Origin of the sequence: Ichthyenterobacterium magnum (genome assembly GCF_003610635.1) — a bacterium.
Lineage (GTDB): Bacteria > Bacteroidota > Bacteroidia > Flavobacteriales > Flavobacteriaceae > Ichthyenterobacterium > Ichthyenterobacterium magnum.
The window spans coordinates 144,574-165,674 of the sequence record NZ_RAQJ01000001.1; the positions used below are offsets into that span (position 1 = coordinate 144,574).

Annotated in this window: 23 protein-coding genes and 5 tRNA genes; all 28 read right to left on the reverse strand. The window is 31.8% G+C overall.

Going from position 1 to position 21,101, the window contains the following annotated elements:
* Positions 1-96: 96 nt before the first annotated feature.
* The gene (gene rplL / locus BXY80_RS00675) at positions 97-474 is read right to left on the reverse strand and encodes a 50S ribosomal protein L7/L12 (RefSeq protein ID WP_120199300.1); all 378 of its coding nucleotides are present in this window, start codon (positions 472-474) and stop codon (positions 97-99) included.
* 59 nt (positions 475-533) lie between these two features.
* Positions 534-1,055 carry a 50S ribosomal protein L10 gene (gene rplJ, locus BXY80_RS00680; RefSeq protein ID WP_120199301.1) on the reverse strand — a complete coding sequence of 174 codons (522 nt, stop codon included), beginning with the start codon at positions 1,053-1,055 and terminating at the stop codon, positions 534-536.
* Between the two features lie 20 nt (positions 1,056-1,075).
* Complete coding sequence (rplA, locus tag BXY80_RS00685) at positions 1,076-1,765, reverse strand: 50S ribosomal protein L1 (RefSeq protein ID WP_120199302.1); 690 nt, start codon at positions 1,763-1,765, stop codon at positions 1,076-1,078.
* 12 nt (positions 1,766-1,777) lie between these two features.
* On the reverse strand, positions 1,778-2,218 hold the full coding sequence (gene rplK / locus BXY80_RS00690) for a 50S ribosomal protein L11 (RefSeq protein ID WP_120199303.1): 441 nt from the start codon (positions 2,216-2,218) through the stop codon (positions 1,778-1,780).
* Positions 2,219-2,287: 69 nt separating this feature from the next.
* Positions 2,288-2,845, reverse strand: coding sequence for a transcription termination/antitermination protein NusG (nusG, locus tag BXY80_RS00695; protein WP_120199304.1), 558 nt, complete (start codon positions 2,843-2,845; stop codon positions 2,288-2,290).
* 14 nt (positions 2,846-2,859) lie between these two features.
* Positions 2,860-3,054: a preprotein translocase subunit SecE gene (gene secE, locus BXY80_RS00700; RefSeq protein WP_120199305.1), complete on the reverse strand. Its 195-nt coding sequence runs from the start codon at positions 3,052-3,054 to the stop codon at positions 2,860-2,862.
* 148 nt (positions 3,055-3,202) lie between these two features.
* A tRNA-Trp gene (locus BXY80_RS00705) sits at positions 3,203-3,275 on the reverse strand.
* 62 nt (positions 3,276-3,337) lie between these two features.
* The gene (tuf, locus tag BXY80_RS00710; RefSeq protein WP_120199306.1) at positions 3,338-4,525 is read right to left on the reverse strand and encodes an elongation factor Tu; all 1,188 of its coding nucleotides are present in this window, start codon (positions 4,523-4,525) and stop codon (positions 3,338-3,340) included.
* A gap of 59 nt (positions 4,526-4,584) precedes the next feature.
* Positions 4,585-4,656: transfer RNA gene (locus BXY80_RS00715), tRNA-Thr, on the reverse strand.
* 13 nt (positions 4,657-4,669) lie between these two features.
* Positions 4,670-4,742, reverse strand: a tRNA-Gly gene (locus tag BXY80_RS00720).
* Positions 4,743-4,768: 26 nt separating this feature from the next.
* Positions 4,769-4,850: transfer RNA gene (locus tag BXY80_RS00725), tRNA-Tyr, on the reverse strand.
* A 107-nt stretch (positions 4,851-4,957) separates the two neighbouring features.
* Positions 4,958-5,031: transfer RNA gene (locus BXY80_RS00730), tRNA-Thr, on the reverse strand.
* 101 nt (positions 5,032-5,132) lie between these two features.
* The gene (gene hpf / locus BXY80_RS00735) at positions 5,133-5,435 is read right to left on the reverse strand and encodes a ribosome hibernation-promoting factor, HPF/YfiA family (RefSeq protein ID WP_120199307.1); all 303 of its coding nucleotides are present in this window, start codon (positions 5,433-5,435) and stop codon (positions 5,133-5,135) included.
* Between the two features lie 26 nt (positions 5,436-5,461).
* The gene (locus BXY80_RS00740) at positions 5,462-6,352 is read right to left on the reverse strand and encodes a tyrosine-type recombinase/integrase (RefSeq protein ID WP_120199308.1); all 891 of its coding nucleotides are present in this window, start codon (positions 6,350-6,352) and stop codon (positions 5,462-5,464) included.
* 131 nt (positions 6,353-6,483) lie between these two features.
* Entirely contained in the window at positions 6,484-6,678 is a 195-nt protein-coding gene (gene rpsU / locus BXY80_RS00745; RefSeq protein WP_120199309.1) for a 30S ribosomal protein S21, read from the reverse strand.
* A 367-nt stretch (positions 6,679-7,045) separates the two neighbouring features.
* Positions 7,046-7,471, reverse strand: a complete 426-nt coding sequence (locus BXY80_RS00750; protein ID WP_120199310.1) for a hypothetical protein — start codon at positions 7,469-7,471, stop codon at positions 7,046-7,048.
* Complete coding sequence (locus tag BXY80_RS00755; RefSeq protein WP_120199311.1) at positions 7,468-7,716, reverse strand: hypothetical protein; 249 nt, start codon at positions 7,714-7,716, stop codon at positions 7,468-7,470. The genes BXY80_RS00750 and BXY80_RS00755 overlap by 4 nt, the downstream gene beginning before the upstream one ends.
* 584 nt (positions 7,717-8,300) lie before the next feature.
* Entirely contained in the window at positions 8,301-9,728 is a 1,428-nt protein-coding gene (locus tag BXY80_RS00760) for a carboxypeptidase-like regulatory domain-containing protein (protein WP_120199312.1), read from the reverse strand.
* Between the two features lie 181 nt (positions 9,729-9,909).
* A complete protein-coding gene (locus BXY80_RS00765) occupies positions 9,910-11,076 on the reverse strand; it encodes an acyl-CoA dehydrogenase family protein (protein ID WP_120199313.1) in 1,167 nt (388 codons plus the stop codon).
* Positions 11,077-11,097: 21 nt separating this feature from the next.
* On the reverse strand, positions 11,098-11,976 hold the full coding sequence (locus BXY80_RS00770; RefSeq protein WP_120199314.1) for a ComEA family DNA-binding protein: 879 nt from the start codon (positions 11,974-11,976) through the stop codon (positions 11,098-11,100).
* 41 nt (positions 11,977-12,017) lie between these two features.
* Positions 12,018-13,637 (reverse strand): alanine/glycine:cation symporter family protein, encoded by a 1,620-nt coding sequence (locus BXY80_RS00775; protein WP_120199315.1) that lies wholly within the window; start codon positions 13,635-13,637, stop codon positions 12,018-12,020.
* A gap of 94 nt (positions 13,638-13,731) precedes the next feature.
* The gene (locus BXY80_RS00780) at positions 13,732-14,757 is read right to left on the reverse strand and encodes a potassium channel family protein (protein ID WP_120199316.1); all 1,026 of its coding nucleotides are present in this window, start codon (positions 14,755-14,757) and stop codon (positions 13,732-13,734) included.
* 3 nt (positions 14,758-14,760) lie between these two features.
* Entirely contained in the window at positions 14,761-14,988 is a 228-nt protein-coding gene (locus BXY80_RS00785; protein ID WP_120199317.1) for a PspC domain-containing protein, read from the reverse strand.
* 16 nt (positions 14,989-15,004) lie between these two features.
* The gene (locus tag BXY80_RS00790) at positions 15,005-16,276 is read right to left on the reverse strand and encodes a DUF2851 family protein (RefSeq protein ID WP_120199318.1); all 1,272 of its coding nucleotides are present in this window, start codon (positions 16,274-16,276) and stop codon (positions 15,005-15,007) included.
* A 68-nt stretch (positions 16,277-16,344) separates the two neighbouring features.
* A complete protein-coding gene (locus tag BXY80_RS00795; RefSeq protein WP_120199319.1) occupies positions 16,345-17,652 on the reverse strand; it encodes a YCF48-related protein in 1,308 nt (435 codons plus the stop codon).
* A 67-nt stretch (positions 17,653-17,719) separates the two neighbouring features.
* The gene (locus tag BXY80_RS00800; RefSeq protein ID WP_120199320.1) at positions 17,720-18,523 is read right to left on the reverse strand and encodes a helix-turn-helix domain-containing protein; all 804 of its coding nucleotides are present in this window, start codon (positions 18,521-18,523) and stop codon (positions 17,720-17,722) included.
* 142 nt (positions 18,524-18,665) lie between these two features.
* On the reverse strand, positions 18,666-19,646 hold the full coding sequence (locus BXY80_RS00805; protein ID WP_120199321.1) for a PLP-dependent cysteine synthase family protein: 981 nt from the start codon (positions 19,644-19,646) through the stop codon (positions 18,666-18,668).
* Positions 19,647-19,861: 215 nt separating this feature from the next.
* Positions 19,862-21,100 (reverse strand): ABC transporter permease, encoded by a 1,239-nt coding sequence (locus BXY80_RS00810; protein ID WP_120199322.1) that lies wholly within the window; start codon positions 21,098-21,100, stop codon positions 19,862-19,864.
* Position 21,101 lies beyond the last annotated feature (1 nt).

Below are 21,101 nucleotides of genomic sequence, written 5' to 3' on the forward strand. Positions count from 1 at the left end.
TTTAAAACGTGTACATAACATTTATATACACAAAAGGGTTTAGGTCATAGAGACATCTCTAGACCTAAACCATAATTTGTAGGTTATTGGTTAAGCTTACTTAAGCTCAACTTCTGCTCCTGCTTCTTCTAATGAAGATTTTAAACCTTCAGCTTCGTCTTTAGAAACACCTTCTTTGATTGCACTTGGTGCATCGTCAACTAATCCTTTAGCTTCTTTTAATCCTAAACCAGTTAATTCTTTAACTAATTTTACAACTGCAAGTTTAGAACCACCAGCTGCTTTAAGGATTACATCGAATTCAGTTTGCTCTTCTGCGGCGTCTCCACCAGCAGCAGCTCCACCAGCAGCAACAGCAACAGCTGCAGCAGCAGGTTCGATACCATACTCATCTTTTAATATTGTAGCTAATTCATTAACTTCTTTTACTGTTAAATTAACTAATTGTTCTGCGAAATCTTTTAAATCTGCCATTTTCTATCGTTTTAATAATTTTAATAAAATATAATTTGTTTAAGTGCGTACTTAGTTGATTATCCTTCTTTTTCGGATAATGTTTTGATAATACCTGCTATTGTTCCGCCACCTGATTTAAGTGCTGAAATAACATTCTTAGCTGGTGATTGTAATAATCCAACGATTTCTCCAATCAACTCTTCTTTAGACTTGATATCAACGAGCATATCTAATTGGTCATCTCCAAGGTAAACAGCTTCTTCAATAAAAGCTCCTTTAAGCAAAGGCTTTTCAGATTTTTTACGGAAGGCTTTAATTACTTTAGCTGGAGCGTTACCAGTTTCAGAATACATCACCGATGTATTACCTTTTAAAACTGTAGGAAGTTCTCCGAAATCTCTATCAGAAGCTTCCATAGCTTTAGTTAATAATGTGTTTTTTACTACGTTTAATTGTACGTCTGCTTTAAAACAAGCACGACGCAAATCTGAAGTGCTACCTGCATTTAGTCCAGAAATATCTGTTAAATAGATATTAGCATTATCTGCTAACTGTGCAGTTAACTCTTCAATTACTTGTGATTTTTCTTCTCTTGTCATAATATTAAAGATTTAACTACTTAACTTAATTTTGCATCTACAGCTATACTTGGGCTCATTGTACTAGACATAAATATGCTTTTTACGTAAGTTCCTTTAGCCGTAGTTGGTTTTAATTTCATTATCGTTGATAACAACTCATTAGCATTTCCCACTAATTTATCTGCACTAAAAGATGCTTTACCTATTGGTGCATGCACAATTCCTGTTTTATCAACTTTAAAATCAATTTTACCAGCTTTCACCTCAGTTACAGCTTTAGCAACATCCATAGTTACAGTTCCTGTTTTAGGGTTAGGCATTAAACCTCTTGGTCCTAAAACTCTACCTAATGGTCCTAGCTTACCCATGATAGCTGGCATTGTAACGATAACGTCAACATCTGTCCAACCACCTTTTATTTTCTCTAAGTATTCGTCTAATCCAACATAATCTGCACCAGCTGCTTTAGCTTCAGCTTCCTTATCAGGAGTTACTAATGCTAAAACTTTCATATCTTTACCAGTACCATGTGGAAGAGAAACTACACCTCTTACCATTTGATTAGCTTTACGTGGATCTACTCCTAATCTAATTGCTAAATCAACAGAAGCATCAAATTTTGTGTAAGTAATCTCTTTTAACAGAGCAGAAGCTTCTTCTAAAGAGTAAAGTTTATTTTTTTCAACTTTAGCTCTTGCGTCTTTTTGCTTTTTTGTCATTCTTGCCATTTCAAAAAATTTTTAGTTTGGTGCTTCACCACCTTTAACTGTGATTCCCATTGATCTTGCAGTACCAGCAACCATTTTCATTGCAGAATCAACTGTAAACGCATTTAAGTCTACCATTTTGTCTTCTGCAATTGCTTTAATTTGGTCCCAAGTTACTTTTGCAACTTTTTTTCTGTTCGGTTCTCCAGATCCTTTTTTTACTTTGGCCGCTTCCAATAATTGAACTGCAGCTGGAGGTGTTTTAATTACGAAATCAAATGATTTGTCTTTGTAAACAGAAATTACAACTGGAAGAACTTTACCAGGTTTATCCTGAGTTCTAGCGTTGAATTGCTTACAAAATTCCATAATATTAACTCCAGCAGCTCCTAAAGCGGGTCCAACCGGTGGCGACGGATTCGCTGCACCTCCCCGAACTTGTAATTTAACTACTTTACCTAATTCTTTTGCCATTTTAAATAATTTAGTGTGTATCTCTTTTAATTGGAAGCAAAAAAGATATACGTTCTATTGTAACAATTATTAAACTTTTTCTACTTGCATATAGCTTAACTCTAATGGTGTTTTTCTTCCAAAAATCTTAACCATTACTTCAAGCTTACGCTTTTCTTCATTTATTTTCTCGATAGTACCATCAAATCCATTAAATGGTCCATCAATTACTTTTACTGTTTCACCGATAGTGAAAGGTATAGCGACATTTACATCTGCATCTACAGCTAATTCATCAACTTTACCTAGCATTCTGTTAACTTCAGATTGTCTTAATGGCACAGGATCACCTCCTTTTGTTTCTCCTAAAAAACCAATAACATTTGTTATAGATTTGATTATGTGAGGAATCTCTCCACTCAAATTAGCTTGAATCATAATGTAACCTGGGAAATAAACTTTTTCTTTGTTTATTTTCTTTCCGTTACGTATTTGAATCACTTTTTCAGTAGGTACTAAAACTTGTTCAACAAAATCTTCTAAGCCTAATCTAGAAATTTCATTCTCTATATATGCTTTGATTTTGTTTTCCTGGCCGCTTACAGCTCTAACAACGTACCACTTTTTATCTACACTTGTTTCAGACATTCTTTATTATATTTTTAGCTAATCCAGCTAAAGTATGCTTTAATAACTTTACTAAAAACTGTATCAACTCCCCAAATAGCTAATGAAAATATAATTGAAAACACAGCTACAAGTATTGTTAAGCTTTGAGCTTCTGACCATGTTGGCCATGAAACATTATTTTTCAATTCTTCAAAAGACTCTTTGATGTAATTTGCAATTCCTGCCATTTGATTATCTTTTTAACTTGTTAAGCAACTTGCACTTAAATAATGAAATTTAAAAGCCCTTCTTAACTTGTGTTTTTCATTTTGCACGGGTTGAGAGACTTCCTTCGACTTCGCTCAGGATAAACTTCTCGCCACGCATTTCTATTTGCACGGGTTGAGAGACTCGAACTCCCGACACCTGGTTTTGGAGACCAGTGCTCTACCAACTGAGCTAAACCCGTAAATATAAATCAAGGCGTCTTGCAAAAACAAGACACCTTAATACATATTTATATACTATATGTTAGTCTAAAATTTCAGTTACCTGACCTGCACCAACTGTTCTTCCTCCTTCACGAATTGCAAAACGTAAACCTACATTCATTGCAATTGGTTGGATTAATTCTACAGTAATAGTAAGGTTATCACCAGGCATTACCATCTCAACGCCATCAGGAAGCGCAATGTTTCCAGTTACATCAGTTGTACGTACGTAGAACTGTGGACGGTAGTTATTATGGAATGGCGTGTGACGTCCACCTTCTTCTTTTTTAAGGATATAAACCTCAGCTTTAAATTTAGCGTGTGGTGTTACAGATCCTGGCTTAGTAATTACCATACCTCTAGAGATTTGAGATTTCTCAATACCTCTTAATAAGATACCTGCATTATCTCCAGCTTCACCTCTATCAAGGATTTGACGGAACATTTCAATACCAGTAATAGTAGATGTTAATTTCTCAGCACCCATACCAATGATTTCAACTGGATCACCTGTATTAGCAACACCAGTCTCGATACGTCCTGTAGCAACAGTTCCACGACCTGTAATTGAGAATACATCTTCAATCGGCATTAAGAATGGCTTATCCATATCACGTACTGGCTCTTCAATCCAGTTATCAACAGCTTCCATTAATTCCATTACTGTATCTACCCACTTTTGTTCACCGTTAAGTGCACCTAAAGCAGAACCAGAAACAACAGGTCCATTATCTCCATCATACTCATAGAAGTTTAATAAATCTCTAACTTCCATGTCTACTAACTCTAAAAGCTCTTCATCATCAACCATATCTACTTTGTTTAAGAAAACAACGATACGAGGAATTCCTACCTGACGTCCTAATAAGATATGCTCACGAGTTTGTGGCATAGGACCATCTGTAGCAGCTACTACTAAAATAGCACCATCCATTTGAGCAGCACCAGTAACCATGTTCTTCACATAATCGGCGTGACCTGGACAGTCAACGTGTGCATAGTGACGATTTGCTGTTTGATACTCAACGTGTGATGTATTAATTGTAATACCTCTTTCTTTTTCTTCTGGAGCATTATCGATAGTATCGAAATCTCTTGCTTCAGATAAACCTGCATCAGCTAATACTTTAGTAATAGCAGCAGTTAAAGTTGTTTTACCGTGATCTACGTGTCCAATAGTACCTATGTTAAGGTGTGGTTTTGAACGATCGAAAGTTGCCTTTGCCATGTTTAATTTATTTAATCTTAATTTATATTAGTGTTCAATTTAATTTTATACTATAAATGAGCCAATGACGGGATTTGAACCCGTGACCTCTTCCTTACCAAGGAAACGCTCTACCCCTGAGCTACACCGGCTTAAAAAAAATAGAGCGAGAGACCGGGTTCGAACCGGCGACATTCAGCTTGGAAGGCTGACGCTCTACCAACTGAGCTACTCTCGCAATATTAAGGTCTATTTTAAAAAAAGTGGGGAGAGCAGGATTCGAACCTGCGAAGACGTAGTCAGCAGATTTACAGTCTGCCCTCGTTGGCCGCTTGAGTATCTCCCCAATTTAAAATATCATCAACTTTTTAAAGAACTTGAATTATTAAATAATAATTTGTATCATTTAAAAAATTCGTTTTTAAAAACACCTTTTTAACTAGTGTTTTTTAGAGCCGATGGAGGGACTCGAACCCACGACCTGCTGATTACAAATCAGCTGCTCTAGCCAGCTGAGCTACATCGGCTTTTTAACTACTTTTTTGCTATAAAAAAAGTCCGCTATTTCTAACGGACTGCAAATGTAAAGATTTATTTTTTTATTCAAAACATTTTTTGAAAAATTTTATCATATATGTGCTCTTAATTTCTCTTTTCTCTTTTTTAGTTGTCTTTCTAGAGACGAAATTGCCATATCTGCACCTTCTTCAAAAGTCTTGCATTGCTTTTTTACGATAAAACTATCTCCTGGTACATTTACTCTTGCTTCAAATACTTTGTTTTCTTTTTGACTAGTGTTTTCTAATTTTAGATATACATCTGACTGAATTACTTTATCATAAAACATATCTAACTTATCCATACGTTTTTGAATAAAGTCGATTAATTTTTTGTCTGCGTTAAAGTTCACTGATTGTGTGTTTACCTTCATACTCTTCTTTTTTTGGTTAGACAATATTATTTTTTACTTCTTGGGTGTGATTTTGAATACACTTTTTTAAGTTCGGCTATACTATTATGCGTATACACTTGCGTTGCTGCTAAACTTGTATGACCTAGAAGCTCTTTTACTGCATTTAGGTTAGCACCTTGGTTAAGTAAATGAGTCGCAAACGAGTGCCTCAATATATGCGGACTTCGTTTTACTTTACTAGATGCAATACTAAAATACTCATTTATAATTCTGTAAACAAGTGTTTCATATATTTTCATTCCTTTTTTAGTTAAAAAAAGAAATTCTTTATCTTCTATGTCTTGTAATGTACTTCTAGAATTTAAATAATCTGCTGCTGTTTGCACTACAGAATCTATTAACGGAATGTATCTTTCTTTATTTCTTTTACCTAGAACTTTTAACGTTTTATTAGGTAAATCTAAGTCTCTAATTTTTATTTGAACTAACTCTATACGCCTAATACCTGTGGCATAGAATAATTCTATTATTAGTCGATCTCTTATACCTTCAAAATCTGTTTCAAATTTCAATTCGTTTAAAACAATTTGCATTTCTTGTTCTGAAAATGGAACTTGAACTTTTTTACTAACTTTTAATGCTTTATGTTTTACTAGTGGATTAGCTGTAATCGTTTCTGTTTTTAATAGAAATTTATAATAAGAGTTGAGTGAAGAAACTTTCCTATTAATACTTCGGTTTGAAATTCCATCTTCAACTAAACTTACTATCCATGTTCTTATCTGTTGATAGTTGATGTTATTTATTGTATTGGAATCATATTCATTTATTATAAACTCCTGAAAATTTTCTAAATCTCTTTGATATGCCTTTATGGTAAGCTTAGAGTAATTTTTCTCTAGAAGTAAATAATCTGTAAACGATTTAAAAGACATATATAAGATTATGCATTAAACCTTAAATGTACAAAGTTTTCTTTCTATTACGTTTTTAAACAAAAAAAATCCTGCAACATTTCGACAGAGCTCAATGAACAGCAGGATTTTTATATCTATATAAATATGTATTATATATTTTCTTGGTCTTTTAAACCCTGTACGTATTGCGCTTTTTGAATTTGTGCTCTACGCTCAACTGAAGGTTTAGTAAACTGCTTACGTTCTTGCAATTGATTTTTAACAGTTGTTTTAACAAACTTACGCTTGTAACGTTTTAACGCTCTTTCTATATTTTCTCCTTCTTTTACTGGGATTTTTAACATAGTATCTTAACCTCCTTTCTTTTAGATTTTCAGGCTGCAAATATAAAAAGGAATTTAAAACTAACAACAGCTATTATAGAAAAGTAAATCTTTGGTTAAAAAAAACTCCAATCTTAATTACCTATTTCTTTACGATTAATCATATATCCTATTATTATTCATTTGCAGTAATAATTGTTATTTTCCAAATACTATGATTTACTATCGTTTTTGTTTTTTCTATACAATTTGATGAAATAAATTAATAAAGAAACAGATAATAAAATATATTGAACTATAAGATATTTATCTTCTTTATCATAATACTGTATTAATAAAATTAAGACAACTGGCAAAAAAATGATATACTTTTTTATTATTTTCATTGTTAGCAATTTGAATTACATTTTTCAGCATCACTTTGTGTTTCTGCCATGCAATTCACATAATAAGCAGCTGTGGCAATACTTCCAACAGCTGTCCCAATGCCAAGTGTAAAACCACCTGCAATCCAAGTTACAGCTGTGGATATGGCGTAATTTCTAGCACATCGGTTCTGACCTATTTCCCAATTATCTCTGCATATGCAAGTACAACAACCTTTATTTAAAATATTATTGTTGGTCATTAATTTTTCTTCAAGCTGTGCGTCATACAGCATATTTAACTGCTCTTTTATATTTTCTTCTATATTAGTATTAATATAATCTCTATTTGATTTAAACAATAGAGACCTACTATATTCTTGCATTGTTATTATCTCTATTAATTCATCAGCTCGGTTAACATTAGAATCGTTTAATAAATTCTTCAATTCGCTAAGGCTTTTATTTCATTTATAGAAGAATTTAATAAATCATAATTTATATTACTTTCATTTTTTAATAATGCTAATAATGAATTAGATAACTCAAAATGTTCTTGAGCAAACTTTTCGACACTTATTATATTTTCTTCTATTTCGTTATTATTAGTTGGTGAGCTACAAGATAAAATAAGGATTAGTAAAGTGTAAAATATTGAAAAATATGGTTTTCTCAGTGTTTTTAATATATTCATGTTTTTTGTTTTCAAGGAAATTAATTTTATAAGTTAATTTATTTTTTTGTAGTTGACTTTAAAATCAATCATAAAAAAAATATAATAAGAAGCTTTATAAACTAGAAACTTTTTTAGAAGTATTAATAAAAAACTGACGCCAGTCAGAATTAATTCATTGCTAACTGCATCTTTTAATCAAGCTTCTAAACAAATTAAAATCAACAATTAACACGTCTAATATATATATATACAGAATCCAATCATTATTTTTAATTATTGTTTTTAACAGCGTATTGTTAAAAACAATATTACTATAAGTAGCCTATACCAATATTGAAGAGTACGGAAAAACCGTAACTAAAAAGGATTTACAAGTAAAACTTTAACAATTTATTTAACTACTAATTTGTGAGAAATTTTGTATTAAAATAGCATTACATTATACTATTACTTTTACTGTTTCTATTGTTTTATTGGATTCCATATCACACTTCGACTGCGCTCAGCGGGACAATACGGAATGACAAAATCATTAGTTCTTTACCAATCGTAGATTACAGGTATAATCCTGTCGAAGTAATACATTTAGTTAAGTCGTTTAACTATTCTTTAAATAATGAAGCGCGTTGACTTAAATCTTGAATTAGCTTCTCATCTTCTTCACTTTCTAGTAAGACATTGTAATTATCCCAAAAGGCTTTATCATATGGTTTGGGTGCAAAAATATCTGGATTCCATTTAATCTTTAAATAGTTATTAATCTCAGTTTTATCTAAAATGATTTCTGAAAACAAAATCTCTTGAACCGTATAATAATAGCGTTCTTCTTTATTATAACGTTCTTCCTCTTCTTTACTTACTTTCTCTGTTGGTTTTAAACCTACGTTTACAAGCTTTGGTGTTTCATAATATATGTAATTAGGATACATTTTATCTTCATACTCTATATAAGTAATTATAAGTTTATGATTGATTTGTGTATCAAACAATCGCTTACTTCTTATTTTTTGAGCATCCGAAGCTGCAACAAGCTCGTACTCAATTTTTTTAATAGCATAATTATCATAATAAATATACAACCAACCGTTTGCTACAAAGCCTTCATTAAAAATACCTTTAGTATCTAAACCAACAAAATCGGCACTTTCAGAAATTTTTATTTTATAAAGTTTGCGTTCATTATCGACTAATATAGTATCTAATTTAAATTGATGCTTTTTTAAAATGTCTTCACCAAACAATGCTTTGGCATTAGTATTATTACGGAGTAAATTAAGTTTTCCTTGAAAAAGGTTTTGCAGACCATTAACTCTGGTATCATTCCATTTTATGGCTTTTATTAACTGAGACGTACTTAGCGATCTACGGTCTACATCTTTTGGTCTGAGCCTGCTTCTTTTAGTATTTTGATTATTATACGCTACATATGAAAAAATACTATCTACATCACGCAAATCATAACTCTTTCTTACCTGATCTACATTAACTTTTAAATACGCTTTACTATTTGAAGCATATCCAGAATCGTAGACTGTAATAGCACTTTCTATAAGCCACTTAAACTCTTGCTTATTTCGCTCTTTATGTCTTAAAAATCCTTTTTGGATGTATGCAGAATCTGGTAAGTTTTCTGAAAGTTTTTCTAAAGCGCGCAACACAATATCATTTCCTGTTTCTGGTCTGTTTTCTGCTACTATTAAAACTTCATCTAAAGCTGCAATATCTTCTTCTAAATAAATTTCGGCTGTGTTATCAAATTCACTTACTAGGCTTTTAAAGCTTTTATAACCAATAGATGATATAACTAATGTGTCATTTTTAAATTCTTCATCAACCAACAAAACAAATTTACCATCAGAATTACTAACCGTACCTACAGTTGTATTTTTTACATAAATACTAGCACTTTCAATTGGAAGTAGCGTTGAGAAATCTACAATCTTGTTTTTTAGTTCGGTTTGAGAGTATCCCAAAACTCCAAAAAGGAAATAGATTAAATAAACAAAACGATTTATAGTTTTAAATGACATAATTATAGTTTGTTATTAGGTCGCTGGTTTATAGTCTTTCTTATCGATTCCCATTTTTGCAAATTGTTATACATTTTCGCAAAAAAGCAATAAACAACTTACGTTGCTGGTTTATAATCTTTCTTATCGATTACCATTTTTGCAAATTGTTATACATTTTCGCAAAAAAGCAATAAACAACTTATGTTGCTGGTTTATAGTCCTTCTTATCAATGACCATTTTTGCGATAATCTCTCTCAAGATTTCAGAGGTGCCGCCACCTATTGGTCCCAGTCGGCTATCACGCAATAGTCGTGCCATAGGATAATCTTCCATATAGCCATAACCGCCTAAAAACTGTAAACATTGATAAGCAACCTCATCTGCCATTTTGGTAGATTGCAATTTAGAAACCGTTGCCTCTTTAACTACATACTCACCTTTATTTAATTTATAAGCTACTGAATAGTTATACTCTCTACAAACTTCCATATAACTATAAGCATCAGCAAAAGCATGACGCAAGGCTTGATATTTATTTATGGTTTTTCCAAAGGTTTGACGCTCAGACATATATTGTTGTGCATAGTCTAAAGCATATTCTGCTCTTGCATGCGCATTAACGCCCATAATTAAACGTTCTAAAGCAAAGTGTTGCATGATGTAAGGAAAACCTTGTCCTTCTTCTCCCATTAAATTACTGGCAGGAATAGTAACATTGTCAAAAGCAATCTCTGCAGTATCAGATGCTCTCCAACCCAACTTATCTAATTTAGTTGATGAAATTCCAGGCGTATCTCTATCCATTATAAAGATACTAATTCCTTTATTACCTAGTTCTGGACTTGTTTTAGCCGCTACCACTAAATAATCACTATAGACACCATTAGTAATAAATGTTTTTGACCCATTAATAACATAGGTGTCTCCTTTTTTTACAGCAGTAGATCGCATACCTGCTACATCGCTACCTCCAAAAGGCTCTGTAACACATAAGCAACCAATTTTTTTACCTGTAATGCTTGGTACTAAATATTTTTCTTTAATAGCATGGTCTCCTTCTTTATTAACATGTGTCATTGCTAAATAAGTATGTGCCCAAATATTAGCTGCAAACCCACCAGAATTAATTTTCTGCAATTCTTCTAGAAGAATTACTGTGTAAAACAAATCAAGATTTAATCCGCCATATTCTTCAGGATACGCCAAACCAAAAAATCCCATTTCTCCAAATTTCTCCCAGATGAAACGTTCTACTGTTCCTGTTTTTTCCCATTTTTCGATATGCGGAACGACTTCTTTATTTAAAAAATCTTTGAGACTTTGTCTAAAAAGTTGATGTTCTTCGGTGAAGTACATGCTATTCATATATATAGTGTTTTCTTGTAATTAATTGAGTGTCAAATATAACTTAATTATCTCAATTTTCTTTACAGGAAAGTCTTTTACTTTTAGTAATTCGTCTAAAGATTTAAAGCCTTCTCGTAATGTTCTTTGTTCAATAATATAATGTGCAATTTCATAATCTATATGCTGTATGGTTACCAACTCATCTATTGTTGCAGTGTTAATATTTATTTTTTGAATTTGCTTAGGTGTCTTAACTGTAAACTCATTTGTAACTCGCACAATCACTTCTGGTGACAAACCATATACCTCTTGAAGTTGCACATCTGATATAAAACCACCAGGCAAACTATTTCGGTATTTCACAATACGTTCAGATAGTTTTTCACCAATACCATTAACTCGTTTTAATTGTTGAGCAGTAGCTACATTTAAATCCTGTTTTTCTGAAAAAGTTTTTGGTTTGTTTGTATATGAGTACGTGTACTTAGGTTTAGGCTTAGGATTTGTAACCCAATCTGGAAATTTAAAATATGGTGAAATAATTTCAAGCAATGAATCTGAAACCTTAGTTACCCTTTGAAAATCTTTAGCAGAATTAACCCATTTGTCTTGTTTTCTAAATGCTAATAACCTGTCTATTTCTTCATTAGTCATACCCAATGTATAACCTTTATAATCTGTTATAAAGTTTGGGTTGAAAGGATATATTTTAGGTTTTCTATTCTCAATCTCAACTAATTTAAGTGAATCTAGCTCTTGCTTAAATATTTTAAGTTCTTCATTGTTTACTAGAGCTTCTTCAGAAGAAAAATCTGCAAAGTAGTAGACACACTGAAAGACTAATATTAAAAACAGTAATAAAAAAATCCCATTTCGTTGTCCTTTAGAAAACTCGAAATGGGATTTTACTTTGCTCATCTTTAGATTATTATAAAGATGAATTTACAAAATATCTTTTATTATTTTGCTTCTTTAATTGCATTAACATATTTAGATATCTCTTCTCTAACTTTAGGGAATAAGAAAAACAACCCAATCATATTAGGGAATACTAATGCTAATATCATAGCATCAGAGAATTTAATTACGGCATCTAGTGTTGCTGCAGCTCCAATAACTATAAATACTAAAAACAAAACTTTATAAACTGTATCTGCTGTTTTTCCTTTTCCAAATAAGTATTTCCAAGATTGTAAACCATAGTACGACCAAGAAATCATTGTAGAGAATGCAAACAACACAATTGCAATTGTTAATATGTATGAGAATCCTGGGATAACAGAATCAAAAGCCATTGAGGTTAAATCTACACCGCCAATTGAACTTCCATCAGAATTTAAAACTACGTTACTAAATCCGTCACCTCCATAATTAAAGACACTTTGCATATTAGTTCCATCTATATTAAAGAAGATAATAACTAATGCCGTCATAGTACAAATAACAACAGTATCAATAAAAGGTTCTAGTAATGCAACTACACCTTCTGATGCAGGATATTTAGTTTTTACAGCTGAATGCGCAATTGCTGCAGAACCAGCTCCTGCTTCATTTGAAAATGCCGCACGTTGAAACCCTACAATTAAAACACCTACTAAACCTCCAAGTCCAGCCATAGGTGTAAATGCTCCTTCAAAAATTAATCCGAAAGCATCTCCAATATAATTAATGTTTGCAAAGATTATTATTAATGAAGCTAACACATAAATACCTGCCATAAAAGGCACTATTTTTTCAGTTATACTCGCAATTCTTTTAATTCCCCCAATAATAACTATTCCTACTAATACTGCTAGAATAATACCAATAATGAATCCCATTGATCCACCTTCTATTCCTAGCATGGATGTTATCTGTACAGTGGCTTGGTTAGATTGAAAAGCATTTCCTCCACCAAAAGAAGCGCCAACACAAAGTATAGCAAATAGAGCTGCTAAAATTTTTCCAATTCCTGCAAAGCCTCTTTCTTTAAGACCTTTAGACAGATAATACATTGGGCCGCCATAAACTGTTCCGTCTTCTCCTACATCTCTATATTTTACACCAAGTGTACATTCAACAAATTTTGTAGACATACCTATTAATCCACAAACAATCATCCAAAATGTTGCACCTGGACCTCCTAAAGCAATGGCAACTGCCACACCAGCAATATTACCTAAACCTACAGTGCCAGAAACTGCTGTAGCTAATGCTTGGAAATGTGATACCTCACCCTCTTTGCTTTCATCACGAATTGTATCTGGTATGTCTCCATCGATTGACATGTTTGGATCTCCAGAGCTATGACCTCCTTCAATTTCATCATATTTTCCTCTAACAGTATTTATAGCCAAGCCAAATTTTGTAATACTTGGAAATTTAAAGTAAAATGTAAAAAACGTTGCTCCTAAAACTAAAAGCAGTACCACTAAAGGAATATTGTATGAGCCTATTGGTATAGTTGTAAGGATAAAACCTTCCCATGCCGTTGCTATTGGCATAAAAGCATCGTTTATTTTTTCATCTATACCTTTACCTTGAGCAAAGGTTAAAATTGGTACTAAAACTGTAAAAATTGAAAGAAGATATTTCTTCATAATCTGTGAAAAGTTAGTTAGTTTTTTGTTTTTAGAGTTGACAAGATGCTAAAAAAAAATCGTTTTTTAAAACATCTCTTGTTAAAAGGAGGTTTTAAGAACTAATATTGTAAACCGAATTTAGCTTATGAATCTGTTCTGGGCGACCTAATACAATAATTTTAGAATTGGCTACGAGCTTTATATTTGCTTCTGGGTTAACAACATAATCACCTTGACCATCTTTATAACCAATGACAGTACATCCTGTTTTTTTTCTTAAGTCTAAATCTCTAATTGTTTTTACTTCTTTGGTATTATAAAGTTGCTCTACAGCTATTTCTTCAATATTAATATTTGTTTCACCTACAATCGATAAATTATCAATAAACTCAATTAAATCTGGAACTACAACTAAAGATGCCATGTGATCACCTCCAATTCTATCTGGTAGAATTACATTATTTGCTCCAGCTAATTTTAATTTATTGTAAGATGTTTCTTGAGATGCTCTACTAATAATACTCATGGTTTTATTTATTTGTCTTGCAGAAAGCACAACAAATAAGTTATCTGCATCACTAGGTAAAGCCGAAATTAATGTCTCTGCGCGATCTACACCTGCTAACAATAATGTTTCGTCTTCATTAGCGTTTCCTAAAACAAATGATACTAATTCGCTTTGAAACTTATCTATAATTTCTTTATCTTTTTCTATTACAACAAAAGATTTTTTATATGCTAAAAGCTTTTTTGCAGCTTGCTTTCCGTTGCGACCATATCCACAAATAATAATATGATTCTTTAGAGCATCTATCTTTTTTTGCATCTTTTTTTGTTTTAATTCTTCAATGTTATTTTTACTTAAAATGTATTCTGTTATTACTTTTATTGCATAACCAACAATCACAACGCTAGCTAATATTAAAAATACAGTAAAAATTTTCGAGAAATTATCTAATGGTTGTACTTCTCCAAAACCTACCGTTGTTATGGTAATAACTGTCATGTAAATTGCATCAATCCAAGTGTAATGTGATAAAAATTTAAAACCCAAAACACCAACCATTAGCAATATTAGTAACATTAATATTGCTACGTACATCTTAGATCTAAAAAGCCTTATAAGTGGATTATTCATAAATTACAAATCAAAAACTGAAGAACGCTTGGTATATACAAGGTCTTTAATACGCATCCAAAATGCAAAAAATAAATATAGTGCAAATCCAAAGCCTAAAGTTACAAATGTTAAATACATAAATGATGTTCTAACAACCTTAGCTCTAATACCTAAACGGTCTGCTATACGTTGGCAAACATAATAACCTCGCTTTTGAAAATAGAGTAATGTTTTATAAAAAACGTTCATGCTGCAATTTAATAATTTATTTAATGATTAAAGCATTACCAACCGCACATTGCAAGCATTTATTTTTATTACAATATTCTGTCTTAAGCTGTAATAATGCTTGTGAGTCTAACGCTGAATTTGATGTTGGTTTTAAATTATTAAATGCATCTATAATTGCATTCTTTTCAGACTTAATTGTTTTTGCTAGTTCTAAAATTTCATCTTGAATATCTTTTCCAGATTGCTTAGCATAACTAAACTTTACTGGGATAATTGTATTTATTAAAAGTAAATCTATAAAAGCTTTTGTTAATTGTTTTTTAGTATGTTTAGATTCCTTTAAAAACGTATAATGCGTCTCCCAAAAGCTTGACGTAACAATATTAAACACTTCATAAAAATCTTGTTTTGATGTTATGGAAATAATTTTTGAAAACAAATTTTGGTGCTCATAATATAAACTAGCAAGTTGCGACAACCTAATTGTTGGGAAGTTTGATGGTCGTAATCTAAAAAATTGTAGTGGTACAACCTGTTTGTTTGATAGCTGAAACTTCTGCTTTAAAAACTCATAATCTATACAGAGTGTTTTGTAATATGTATTTTGAACATCATCTGCTAACAATCCTGCTTGACCAAAAAACAAAGCTTCTAGCTGTTCTTGTTTTGATTGCACTTTACGTACAACCGAAAAAGGGATAGATTCTGCTAGACTTAAAAAGGAATCTCCATTAACTTTAAGTCCGAAATTTTTGGCAAGCAAGTTAAACAATACGGCTTCCCAATTATTTTTTGAAGCTTTCAATAAATCTTCAATGTTTTTAGATTTTCGTTCAAGACGCTCAAAGTACAAACGCTCTAACCAATTGTTTAAAACAAAACTATCAACCTGAGCAAAATCTTGTTCGCAATTAATCCATTTGTTTTTATTAGAAAACAACTTATTGTAATTAATTAGTAACTCTTTATCTATATATTCTTTTAATTCTAAAGTAGGAATCTGAGAATTATCCTTTCTAAAAATTTCTGTATCATGTTCGTAAACAACATGTAATATTACATTATCATAAGCTTTGTCTTGCTCGTGATTGTGTACAAACCAATCGCTCGATTTAATGTGTATTTCAACATTACCAGCCCAAAGTTGATTATTTATTTTTAATTGTGCATTAAAAAAGTCTGGTCCAGAATCGTGGTTATGACGTCCTACAGAAACTAAATGGATTGGCTCCAACTGTGTGGTTTTGAGATGAAGTATATCAAACTTTTTAAACTTCCAAATGTAATGTAGAAAATTTTCTCTCACTTTATAAAAGTACTAAAATGAAGGAAAGATGCAATAAAATATAGATTTTAAACTATTAATAAGTAACTCTAATCAATAATAATTTTTATCGACTCGTAGCCATGATAGGTATAAAGCACTACAAAATACTGTCCTTTTGAGATTGTTTTGACACTAAATGGAATTTCATAATGACCAGCATTTCGTCTTCCTTGACTTATAGTTTTTATGCGCTGACCTATAGTATTATAAATACTGAGTTCGCAATATGTATTATTAATTAAATCTAATTCTAATATAGCGTTGTCTTTAATGATATTTGAACCTTGAACTTGCATCGTATGTCCTTTTGGTTTGTTGATTTCAAACTCTTCAATACTTAAAAGTGATGGATCTACATACTTATAAACATTTGTTCCTGAGGTATACATTAAGGTATCATTAATACGTTGAAACCGGTTAAAACTAGTACCCACAGTTGGTTTATAATCCCAATTGTTACCTTGGTTTGTGGTTTCATAGAAAAATGTATCATAACCACCAACCCAGCCTATGTCTTCACTTAGAAAACCAATACCTTGTATGGTTCCTGAAACACCTACTGAGGTTACCGAATTGAGCTGCCAAGTTAGTCCACCATCAACCGATTTATAATATTCTGGTGTATCTGTATGTGCTTCAACAGAACCATACATCACTGAGTCGTTTAATTCTTGAATTTTCCAAATGCGTTCATTTGAGTCCTCACCTAAAACAACAGTATTCCAAGTTTGACCTGCATCAATGGTTCTAACAATAATTCCTTTTAAACCAGTGCCTTGAGCACTTTGTCCTGCTGCATAACCCATATTTTCATCTTTAAAATATATATCAACCAAGGCGTTACATAAGGTTCCCATATCAGTGTACGTCCAAGTATTTCCTTGGTCTACAGATTTCATGATATATGCATCTGCATAAAATAATCCTGTAATATAAATGGTACTTTCATCTACCATATGCATGCCACAAATTCCTGCAACACTTACTGGCAAATTGCTTGAAATGTCTGTCCAAGTCGTTCCGCCATCTATTGTTTTTAATAATGTTGCCGTTGGATTTCCATTTGCAAGCGTTCCTGCAAAGCCTATGTTTTCATTATAAAACTCAACGCTTCTAAAATAATAATCGCTATTATAATATTGTTGTGTCCAACTAAGTCCACCATTAGATGTTTTTAAAATTTGTCCGCCTCCATCAACAACCCAACCGGTTTCTGTATTTACAAATTGCATATCTTCAAAACGCCAACCAAATGCATTTGCATTTAAGGTTTGCCAAGTTTGAGCTAAGGATACAAAAGGTACAAATAACACAAAAAGAACACAAGCGTATTTAAGGGTGTTTAGTCGTTTCATAAGTTATTATTTAACGTTCACAAAATAGGCGTTGCTATGTTTTTGAAATAGTAAAAATGCGAAATATTCAATCGATATGAAGATTAAGAATATCACCATCTGGATTAATTGATTTCAAAAATTTAGAAGGGTTAAGACCAGTAAACTGCTTAAAATCTTTAATAAAATGAGTTTGATCAAAGTAATGATGTTCCAGAGCCAATTGCGTTAATGATGACATAGATTTATTCTTCATTTGCTCAATAACACCATTTATACGTAAGGTTCTCAAGAATAGTTTAGGAGAAATTCCTATTTCATTTTTAAAACGTTGCTGCAATCGTCTTCGGCCAAAGTTAGCTTCTAGTTCGCTTATGTGTTGGATACCAATATCTAATTGTTTGAAAATAGTTTTTAAACTCTTTTCATCATTATAACATATATATGGCAATAAATACGTTTCAATAAGTTGTATACGTTCTTGAGTTGTATTTACAGCACAAATTTGTTCTTGTAAAATCTCCATTTCTGGAAGGTCAATATCTGTAAGATTTAAGCATTCATTGGTAAGGTAATGCATGTCTACTTTCCAAATTTTATTGGCTACCCATGGATGAAACTTAACTCCAAACGCATTTAAATGTCCTTTAGGAAGTGATACATCTATGTACTTTTTTATTTGTCCGAACACATGAAACTTTCCTGTTTTAGATTGACATTCGACATCTGGAAAGTCGCACTGCCAAGGTGATTCTAAATGAAACACCCAATCAACATAAGCATCGGGAACAAATCTATATGTAGAAGTATCACAACTTGAAGACTTAATTGTCCAGAAATAGGCAATAAGATGTTCGTAGGCTTTTGATGGATTGTATTTTTTGAATTTCATTGGTTGTAAATGAATAGCATTAAAAATAAGAAATCTATATGTATTAGTGATATCATTTATTTTTTGAAAACAAAAAAGCCTGAATAAATTTCAGGCTTTTATTTTATATGAGATTCTTAACTAGGTTCAGAATGACAAAGAATTATTCTATATAACCCATTTCTCGCATCCAATCGTCATTAAACATTTTACCTACATATCTGCTTCCGTGATCATGAAATAATACCACAACCACATCATCTTTTGTAAACTGTTCTTTTAATTGTAATACCCCTTTTATAGCAGAACCTGCAGAGTTACCTAAAAACATACCTTCTTCTTTGGCTAAACGTTGTGTATATACACAAGCATCTTTATCTGTTACTTTAGTAAAACCGTCTATAATATCGAAATCAACATTTTTTGGTAAAATATCTTCACCAATACCTTCTGTTACATAAGGATAGATTTCATTTTCATCAAAAATTCCTGTTTCATGGTATTTTTTGAATACAGAACCATAAGTATCTACACCCCAAATTTTAATATCTGGATTTTGTTCTTTTAGATATTTTCCTACTCCAGAAATTGTTCCTCCTGTTCCAACACCTACCACAAAATGTGTAATCTTTCCTTCTGTTTGTTTCCAAATTTCTGGTCCTGTACTTTCGTAATGTGCTTTTGCATTGCTTGGGTTGTCATATTGATTTACATACCAAGAATTTGGTGTTTCTTCTCCTAATCGTTTAGAAACTGAATAGTAACTACGTGGATCGTCTGGCTCAACAGCTGTTGGACATACAATTACCTCTGCACCAACTGCACGCATGATATCTACTTTTTCTTTACTTTGCTTGTCTGCCATTACAAAAATACATTTGTAACCTTTTACAATAGCGGCTAGAGCTAATCCCATTCCTGTATTCCCTGAAGTTCCTTCAATAATAGTGCCTCCTGGTTTTAAACGTCCATCTGCTTCGGCATCTTCAATCATTTTTAAGGCCATTCTATCTTTTACAGAGTTTCCTGGGTTAAAAGTTTCATATTTAGCTAATACCAAACAAGGTAAGTCTGCTGTTAGTTTATTTATTTTTACTAAAGGTGTATTACCTATAGTTCCTAATATATCTTTTGCGTATTCCATAGTATAAATTTGCTTTGCAAATTTAAGTTAAAAGTTAAAAGCTAAAAATAAAAGTGGGTTTTTATTGCGTTAAGGATGGAGTATTTCGACTGCGCTCAACACAAGCTTATGTTGGAGCTCCTTGAAAAGAGTCCTTCGACTGCGCTCAGGATAAACTTATTCGCGAACCTGATTTTGATTCTTGAGCCAATCTAAAGAGAAAGGTAAATTCTAAATTACTCAAACCTAATGGCTTTTACAGGAGAAATTTTTGTTATAATAAACGATGGCACCAGCAACATTAGCATACATGCTACAAATGTGCCTATGTTTAATAAAACAATATAATCTAAACTTATATGTACAGGAATTACTGTAACATAGTATTGTTCTGGGTTTGGAAATTTTAGTAAACTAAATTTTTGCTGTGCAAACAATAAACCTAAACCTATTACATTACCAAAAAGCAAACCTAAACCTACTAAATACATGGCATTGTATAAAAACACTTTACGAATACTCCAATTTGAACTTCCTAAAGATTTTAAAATTCCAATCATTTGTGTACGCTCGAGAATAAGAACCAATAAGGCTGTAATCATATTAATACCTGCAACAATTATCATTATACCAATAATACCATAGGTGTTATTATCAAAAATTCTAATCCACTCAAAAGTAGTGTAATACTTTTGCTCTACGGTTTGTGTATTTAAATGCGATGGTGTGTTTTTATATATTTCGACACCTTTAGTTTCTAATTTTGAAAAGTCGTCTATAAAAACCTCAAAATTACCTACTTGGTCTGGTTTCCATTTATTGAGTCGCTGTACATGACGTATATCTCCTATCATAAATGTTTTATCTAGTTCTTGAAAACCAGAATTATATATACCAACTATTTTAAACTGTCGTATACTAGGAACTTGGTTTTCGCTTTGCTTACCAAAAACAGTTTGAAACGTGTCTCCAACTTTAAATTGTAATCTATTGGCTAAATAGCTAGATATTAAAACATCATTACTGATTTTTGATTTGTAGTCTGGCAACTTACCTTCTACTAAAAACGCTTTTAAATAAGACCAATCATAATCTGCACCAACGCCTTTTAATACTATGGCATCAAAATCTGTTTTGGTACGAATAACACCAAATTTTGTTGCTACAGCTTGTATATGTTTTACACCTTCTACATCATTAAAGTCAGGATAAAATTCTTGGTTTTTAGAGATTGGTGCTAATGATTCGTTTGAAGCATTAGTATCGTAATTATTAATTGTAACATGACCATTAAATGCAACAACCTTATCTCTTACCTTTTTTTGAAGCCCTAAACCAGTAGCAATTGCTATAAGCATTACTATTATACCAATTGCTATAGCTGTAATTCCAATTTTTATTATTGGAGCCGAAACACTATTTTTATACGCTTTACTACCAATAATGCGTTTTGCTATAAAAAACTCGTAATTCAAA